Source organism: Mesorhizobium sp. M7A.F.Ca.CA.004.06.1.1 (assembly GCF_003999135.1).
In the GTDB taxonomy this organism is placed as follows: domain Bacteria; phylum Pseudomonadota; class Alphaproteobacteria; order Rhizobiales; family Rhizobiaceae; genus Mesorhizobium.
This window is the reverse complement of sequence record NZ_RZPQ01000299.1, coordinates 1-6510: the sequence shown is the minus strand read 5'-3', so window position 1 is coordinate 6510 and position 6510 is coordinate 1. Positions and strand designations below refer to the sequence as shown.

The following is a 6510-nucleotide window of genomic DNA, read 5'->3' as shown; positions in this document are numbered from 1 at the left end:
CCCGTATATTGCGGCGCGAAGGACGAATGGTTCCAGCCGACGCACCAGTTGGTGCTGCCGGAGGCGATGTCGGACTTGAGCTCCTTGTCGATATCGAAGCCGTTCTTCTTGGTCAGGATGTTGACCTTGGCGCCGGTCGCCTTCTCCCATTCGGGAATGCGCTCGTAGAGCTTTTCATATTGCTGGCCGCCGATCAGCTTCACGTCGACGGTCACGCCTTCGAACTTGCCGGGCAGGTCGCCGGCAAGGGCAGCGCCCGCACCTGACGCGAGCAACAATGCACCGGCGCACACGCCGGACAGCAGTCTGTTCATTGGTATCCTCCCTTGGCGCCGCCTCCGCGGCGACCGCAACTCGTCTGATGACAAGAAGTGCTACATTCATATACAAACAAAACATTCATAGACACGTCAAGGCGAAATTTGTTTCCGCCGCGCACGTTCCTGCGTATATGAAGGGTGAAATTCACTGGAGGATGAGCCCATGGACGACAGCGAAGACGAGCGCTATCGCGCGCCGGCGCTCGACAAGGGGCTCGATATCCTTGAACTGCTGGCGGGCGTCGACGGCGGCCTGACCCAGGCCGAAATCGCCAAGAAACTCGACCGCAGTCCCAACGAATTCTATCGCATGCTCGACCGGCTGGTGCGGCGCGGCTACGTCACGCGCCTCGATGGCGACCGCTATTCGCTAACGCTCAAACTGTTCGGTCTGGCACAGTTGCACGCGCCGGTACGGCGGCTGGTCTCCTATGCGACGCCGCTGATGCGTGAACTTGCCGAGACATCGCAGCAGGCCAACCAACTCGTTGTTTTTGATCGCGGTTCTGCCGTCGTCATCGGCCAGCAAGAAGCACCGAACTACTGGGGCATCTCGATCCGGGTCGGCTCGCACATCAGCCTGTTCGACACTGGGTCGGGGCATGTGCTGCTCGCCTTCCGCTCACCGGAAGAGCGCCAGATGATGATTTCCGAACACGTCCGCAGCACCGACAAGACGGCGCAATCGACCGAGTTCTTCACCCGTCTCGACCAAATCCGCGACCGTGGCTACGAGATGATGGCCTCGATGCAGACAGCCGGCGTCTTCAACCTGTCGGCCCCGGTCCGCAGTTCCGACGGCAAGGCGATCGCCGCGTTGTCGATTCCCTACATCACGGTGGTCAACGCGCCTTCCGCGCCCGACATCACCAGGACGATCGAACTGTTGCTGGCAACGTGTGAAAAGCTGTCGCACCTCGCTGGATCAGCAGTCGGCTCATCGGCGTGAATTCTTATTTGAATGAAGAATTCCCCTGTGAGATGCTTTGAAAGCCAGAGGAGGAGCCTCACCATGATCATAGATACCCATCTTCACCTCATCGATCGCTCGGCCCTGCGCTATCCCTGGCTCGCCGGCGTGCCGGCGCTCAACCGCGATTTCTCTTATGAAGACTACGCGACGGAGGCGCAGCGTGTCGGCGTCGAGCGCGTGCTGCATATGGAGGTCGATGTCGATGCGGCCGACATCGAAGCCGAGACCGCTCGTGTGGAAGAACTGTCACGGCAGCCAGGCAGCATGCTGGCCGGGGTTATCGCGTCCTGCCGTCCTGAGGAAGGGGATTTCGCGGCCTATCTCGAACGGCAGCGGGCAAACCCGTTCGTAAAGGGCTTTCGCCGCGTCCTCCATGTCGTGCCCGACGAGCTCTCGGAAGGTGCGGTGTTTCGCGACAGCATAAAGCGGCTTGGCGGCACCGGTCTGACCTTCGATCTCGTCGTGCTGCCGCACCAGATCCCCAAGGCGATCGCGCTGGCCGATCTGGCACCAGATGTGACGTTCATCCTCGACCATTGCGGCGTCCCCGACATCAAAGGCAAGAGCGAACATCCATGGCGCGAGCATATGAGCGACATCGCCCGGCGCCAGAATGTGGTAGCCAAGATTTCCGGTGTCGTCGCCTATGCCGATCCGGGCAACTGGACGGTCGAGACGCTGCGGCCATACGTCGAGCACACCGTCTATTCATTCGGCTGGGACCGCGTCGTCTGGGGCAGCGACTGGCCGGTCTGCACGCTAGGCGGCGGCCTGTCGACCTGGGTGGCGGCGACCCATGCATTGCTCTCGGGCTGCAGCATTGCCGAGCGCGACAGGCTGTTGTCCGGGAATGCCCGCAAGCTGTGGCGGCTCGACTGATTGGTCCTTTCAGATGGTTGTCGAGACGTGCCGTTCGCGGCCATAGAGCGAAACCAGCAGCACGATGACGAAGCCGAGCGCGGCCTGCACCGCTGCGGGCTGGAAGCCGAGGCCGATCAGCAGCGTGTTGATCTCGGTCAGCACCAGCACGCCGGCGATCGTGCCGAGATAGCTTCCCCGGCCGCCGACAAGTGCTGCGCCTCCTACGACGACCGCCGCGATGGTCTGGAACAGATAGGGCTGGCCGACATCGCCATAGGCCGAACCGGTGAAGCCGAGCAGCAGCACCCCTGCCACGGCGGCGAAGAAAGCGCTTGCCGCATAGGTGATGACCCACATGCGAACCGGGTCAATCAGCGCCAGTGGCGCCGCGCCCGGATTGCTGCCCAGCGCGTAGAGCCGGCGGCCATAGGGCGTTCGCTCCAGCACCAGCACGACGAGTGCGGCCAGCACGACCAGGCTCGGCACCAGCCACGGCACCGGCAGCGGTCCGGCCGATCCGCCGATCGACACGAAGCTGGAAACCGCTTGCGGCGCGGAGCCCGATGGGAAGCCGGCTGTCCACAGCAGCACCAGCCCTTGCACGACCATGCCGATGCCGAGCGTGACGATCAGCGGCTGGATGTCGAGACTGCGCGAGATCAGCCCGTTCAGCCCGCCGATGATGAGCGCCAGCGCACCGACAAGGCCGCAGACCACAACAAAATTCCAGCCGTCGCCATAGAGCTGCGCCGCCACGACATTGGCAAAGCCGATGACGAACGGGATCGACAGATCGATGCCGCCCATGATGACGACCAGCGTCTGGCCGATCGAGGCGACGGCAAGCAGCGAAGCGAGCACCAGCATGGCGCGTATCGCAAACGGCGCCGAATAGCCAGGAATGAGGACCGTGCCGGCGAGATGCAGAAGGGCGGCGACGCAGAAGGCGCCGACGACGCGGGCGTTGGTTGTGGCGAAGAGGTTTTGGCGCAAAACCATGTCAGCGTCTCCCCATGGCAAGACGTTCCTGCAGCGCTGTCAGCATCACGGCCAGCACCAGGATCGCGCCGTAGGCGATCTGCAGCACGAAGGTCGAGACGTTGAACGTCGTCAGCACGCTTTGCAGCAGGAAGATGTCGATGGCGCCAATGGCTGCACCGGCGACGCCGCCACGCCCGCCGGCCAGGCTGACGCCGCCGAGCGCTACGGCGGCGATGGCGATCAGCGTGTAGGTCGGCCCGATGTTAGGGTCGGCGGAGCCGATCAGCGCGGTCAGCATCAGCCCGGCGCAGCCGCCCAGGATGCCGGTCATGACATAGGCGATGAAGCGCACGCGCGTGACATCGACGCCGGCGGTGTAGGCGGCCCGATCGTCGCTGCCGACCGCCATCAACTGGTCGTAGTAAGGCGTGCGCCGCACCAGCCACCAAGCGATGAACATCAGTGCCAGCGGAAGCATCGAGAGCGGGCCGGACAAGGCCTTGAGCCAAGCCGGCGCCGGGCCGATCGGCGCCGGCAGGATCGTCAGCGTGACGCCGGCCAGGATCAGATAGGTGCCGAGCGTGGCGACGATCGGCTGGATGCGCACGATTGTCGCGAGAAAGCCGTTCGCAGCACCGACCAGCGCGCCGACGAGCAACGCCGCCGGAACGAGCACCAGGGGCGATGAGATGCCGGTGCCGAGGAACAGCACCTGGATCGTCAAAGCGTTGACGAAGCCCATCAATGGCCCGACCGAGATGTCGATTCCGCCACGCCCGGCGAGGATGACAGGCGTGGACGCAATGGCCGCGCCGATCAAGGGCGCGGCCAATCCGACCAGCGCCCCCCAGGAACCCGGCTGGAACCGCCCCGGGCTGAGGATGAGATTGACCGCAAGCAGCACGACCAGCAGCACGACCGCGAAGCCGAAATTTCGCCCAAGGGACAGGAGGCGCGCAACAGGGTTCATGCCGCACGTCCGAACATGGCTGATATCACGCTGTCGGTGGTGAGCGCGTCGCCAGAGATCTCGGCCGCGACTTCGTTCTCACGGAACACCAGCACGCGCTGGCACAGGAGAAGAATCTCCTCGATTTCGCTGGATAGGATGACGAGCCCCATGCCGTCGGACGCCAGCCCGCGAAACACGTCGTAGAGCACATGCCGCGTCGCCACGTCGACGCCACGCGTCGGATCGTTGAGGAGCAGGATCGCGGGCTCCAGCGCCAAGGCACGCGCCAACAGCACCTTCTGCTGGTTGCCGCCCGAAAGAGTGGTGATCGGCGCATCGGGCCGGGGCGCCACTATCGAGAGTTTTTCGCGATAGAGGTCGTAGCGCGCCTTGCGTGCCGACGGGCTGATTAGCCCGAGCCGCGTGTCGCGCGACAAGGTCGAGACGGCGAAATTGTCGAGCACCGACTGTGTCGGGAAAATGCCGTTGGCGCGTCGGTCGCGCGGCAAATAGGCGATGCCGCTGGCGACAGCCTTGCGAAACCCGGTAATCTTTCGGGAGGCATCTGATGAACCGAGTTCGATCGAGCCGCCATGGGACGGTTCCAGGCCGGCAAGCATCTTGAGGAACAGCTCCTGGCCATGACCATCGAGACCGGCAAGCCCGACGATCTCACCCGGAGCGATGGCCTGCGTGATCGGGCTGGCGCCGGGCGCGATGACGAGTTCGCGAACGGCAAGACCACCAAAATCGAGAGCAGTGCGATCAGCCATGCGCCAATTCCGCAGCGGTACGTGGCGCCATCGCCTTGAGAAGTTCCGCCGGCGTGGAAGCGCCGCGCTCTTCGGTGCGCACGACGCTGCCGCCCCGCAGGATCGAGATGCGGTCCGAAAGCGACATCACCTCATCCATGCGGTGGGTGATGAACAGGATCAGGCAGCCTTCGCCGGCAAGCGCACGCATCAACGAAAAAACCGATTCGCGGTCGGCGAAGTCGAGCGCGGCGGTGACCTCGTCGAGGATCAGGATCTTTGGGTTGCGCACGATCGCGCGGGCGAGAACGACCAATTGCTGCGCGGCAAGCGGCAGCAGGCCGGCTGGCTTGTCGAGGGGGACGTCGGTGACCGCGAAGCGCTTCAGCGCGGCTTCCGCCCGGTCACGGCGCTCATGGCGGGGAACGGCACGTCGGACCAGTCCGTCGAGGCCGAGCAGGATGTTGTCGGTTACGCTGCGGTCCGGCGCGATCAGCACCTCCTGGAATACCGTGGCGAAGCCTTGCGCCTGGAAGGCCGATGGATTGGCGCCAGGGAATGGCTTGCCGTGCAGCAGGATCACACCGCTGTCCGGCTGGACGATGCCGGACAACAGCTTGACCATGGTGCTCTTGCCCGAACCGTTCTCGCCCAGAATGGTGTGGATGGTCCCCGCCCGGAACGCGATCGATGCGTCCGCGAGCGCGATCGTCTCGCCATAGCGTTTGGATATGGTTTTGATTTCAAGCATGTCACAATTCGATGCTGGCAGGCCGGCTCCGCGAAAGGAGCCGGCCTGTTGAGAGACTGGTTCGCGCAGCGTTATTTTGCGCAGGCGTCGGGGACCTTCGAATAATCCCAGCCCTTGGTCGGCGCCGGGTTCGAGAAATAGGCGTCGAGCCATTCCTCCGGCATCGGATCTTTCGGCGGGATCGGGAAGATCGACACGGCATCGGTCGTCATGCAGTCCTTGTACCAGGCACCGAGATCGGCGGTGTGGACAGGTGGGATCGGGATCAGCAGCGTGTTCAGCTTCGGCTTCTGTCCGTCGAGCATGCGCTCGCCGACGCGGAACAGCGTTTGCGCGGTCCAGTGCGGCAGAACCGCATGGCCTTCGAAGCGGTACTTGTCGGGGTTGGCCTTCCAGTAGCCCAGCGCATCGCCGGTGATCGAGCCGGTGATCAATGGCGCCGGCCGGCCGGCTTCCGCGAAGGCTTCGGCAACGACACGGCTCTCGCTGCCTGTCGTCCACACCGCATCGATCGGCGCCGGGTTGGTGGCGATCGCCTGCAGCACCACTGTCTTGGTGACGTTGGCCGTCCAGTTGCCGTTGACGTTGCGCGAGATCTTCAGCTTCGGATTTTCGGCCAGCGCCTTGTCCGCGCCCTGGCGCTCCTGCACGACGATCGGGTGTCCCGCGATGCCTTCGACCAGAAGGATTCTGGGGCCGTCCGGCTGCGCCTTGCCGATCGCCGCCATCATGTCATAGCCCCAGCGCGCATAGTTGGAATCGACATTGATCGCGTTCGGGCTGGTCACCGAGCCGGCCGCCGTGATGAACGGAATGCCGGCCTTGGCGTCCGGCTCGGTGACCAGCCCGAACGCGATCAATGTCGATTCCAACTATGCGCCGTCTCTTATACACATCCTACGCTGCCGACGATACCCCTT

The 6510-nt window shown here is 64.0% G+C and carries 7 protein-coding genes and 1 pseudogene; 2 read left to right on the top strand and 6 right to left on the bottom strand.

Annotated elements, in window-relative coordinates:
- Positions 1–314 (bottom strand): annotated as a pseudogene (locus EN906_RS18385) (sugar ABC transporter substrate-binding protein); the annotation flags it as partial.
- Between the two features lie 169 nt (positions 315–483).
- Between EN906_RS18385 and EN906_RS18380 the strand changes: the two are divergent.
- Positions 484–1269, top strand: a complete 786-nt coding sequence (locus tag EN906_RS18380; protein WP_127267478.1) for an IclR family transcriptional regulator — start codon at positions 484–486, stop codon at positions 1267–1269.
- A 63-nt stretch (positions 1270–1332) separates the two neighbouring features.
- Positions 1333–2172, top strand: coding sequence for an amidohydrolase (locus tag EN906_RS18375; protein WP_127267479.1), 840 nt, complete (start codon positions 1333–1335; stop codon positions 2170–2172).
- 9 nt (positions 2173–2181) lie between these two features.
- Here EN906_RS18375 and EN906_RS18370 read toward each other — a convergent pair whose 3' ends face one another.
- From EN906_RS18370 to EN906_RS18350, 5 genes are all read right to left on the bottom strand, one after another.
- Positions 2182–3153: an ABC transporter permease gene (locus tag EN906_RS18370; RefSeq protein ID WP_127267480.1), complete on the bottom strand. Its 972-nt coding sequence runs from the start codon at positions 3151–3153 to the stop codon at positions 2182–2184.
- A gap of 1 nt (position 3154) precedes the next feature.
- On the bottom strand, positions 3155–4105 hold the full coding sequence (locus EN906_RS18365) for an ABC transporter permease (protein ID WP_127267481.1): 951 nt from the start codon (positions 4103–4105) through the stop codon (positions 3155–3157).
- Positions 4102–4860, bottom strand: a complete 759-nt coding sequence (locus tag EN906_RS18360) for an ATP-binding cassette domain-containing protein (protein ID WP_127267482.1) — start codon at positions 4858–4860, stop codon at positions 4102–4104. Before EN906_RS18360 ends, EN906_RS18365 begins: the two co-directional genes overlap by 4 nt.
- Positions 4853–5590 carry an ATP-binding cassette domain-containing protein gene (locus EN906_RS18355; protein WP_127267483.1) on the bottom strand — a complete coding sequence of 246 codons (738 nt, stop codon included), beginning with the start codon at positions 5588–5590 and terminating at the stop codon, positions 4853–4855. Before EN906_RS18355 ends, EN906_RS18360 begins: the two co-directional genes overlap by 8 nt.
- A 71-nt stretch (positions 5591–5661) precedes the next feature.
- A complete protein-coding gene (locus EN906_RS18350) occupies positions 5662–6450 on the bottom strand; it encodes a substrate-binding domain-containing protein (protein ID WP_245484295.1) in 789 nt (262 codons plus the stop codon).
- Positions 6451–6510: the final 60 nt, after the last annotated feature.

Bases quoted from the DNA above. Each gene is read 5' to 3' on its own strand.
- EN906_RS18355 (WP_127267483.1), bottom strand. From the start codon at position 5,590: ATGCTTGAAATCAAAACCATATCCAAACGCTATGGCGAGACGATCGCG.
- EN906_RS18360 (WP_127267482.1), bottom strand. From the start codon at position 4,860: ATGGCTGATCGCACTGCTCTCGATTTTGGTGGTCTTGCCGTTCGCGAA.
- EN906_RS18370 (WP_127267480.1), bottom strand. From the start codon at position 3,153: ATGGTTTTGCGCCAAAACCTCTTCGCCACAACCAACGCCCGCGTCGTC.
- EN906_RS18375 (WP_127267479.1), top strand. From the start codon at position 1,333: ATGATCATAGATACCCATCTTCACCTCATCGATCGCTCGGCCCTGCGC.
- EN906_RS18380 (WP_127267478.1), top strand. From the start codon at position 484: ATGGACGACAGCGAAGACGAGCGCTATCGCGCGCCGGCGCTCGACAAG.
- EN906_RS18365 (WP_127267481.1), bottom strand. From the start codon at position 4,105: ATGAACCCTGTTGCGCGCCTCCTGTCCCTTGGGCGAAATTTCGGCTTC.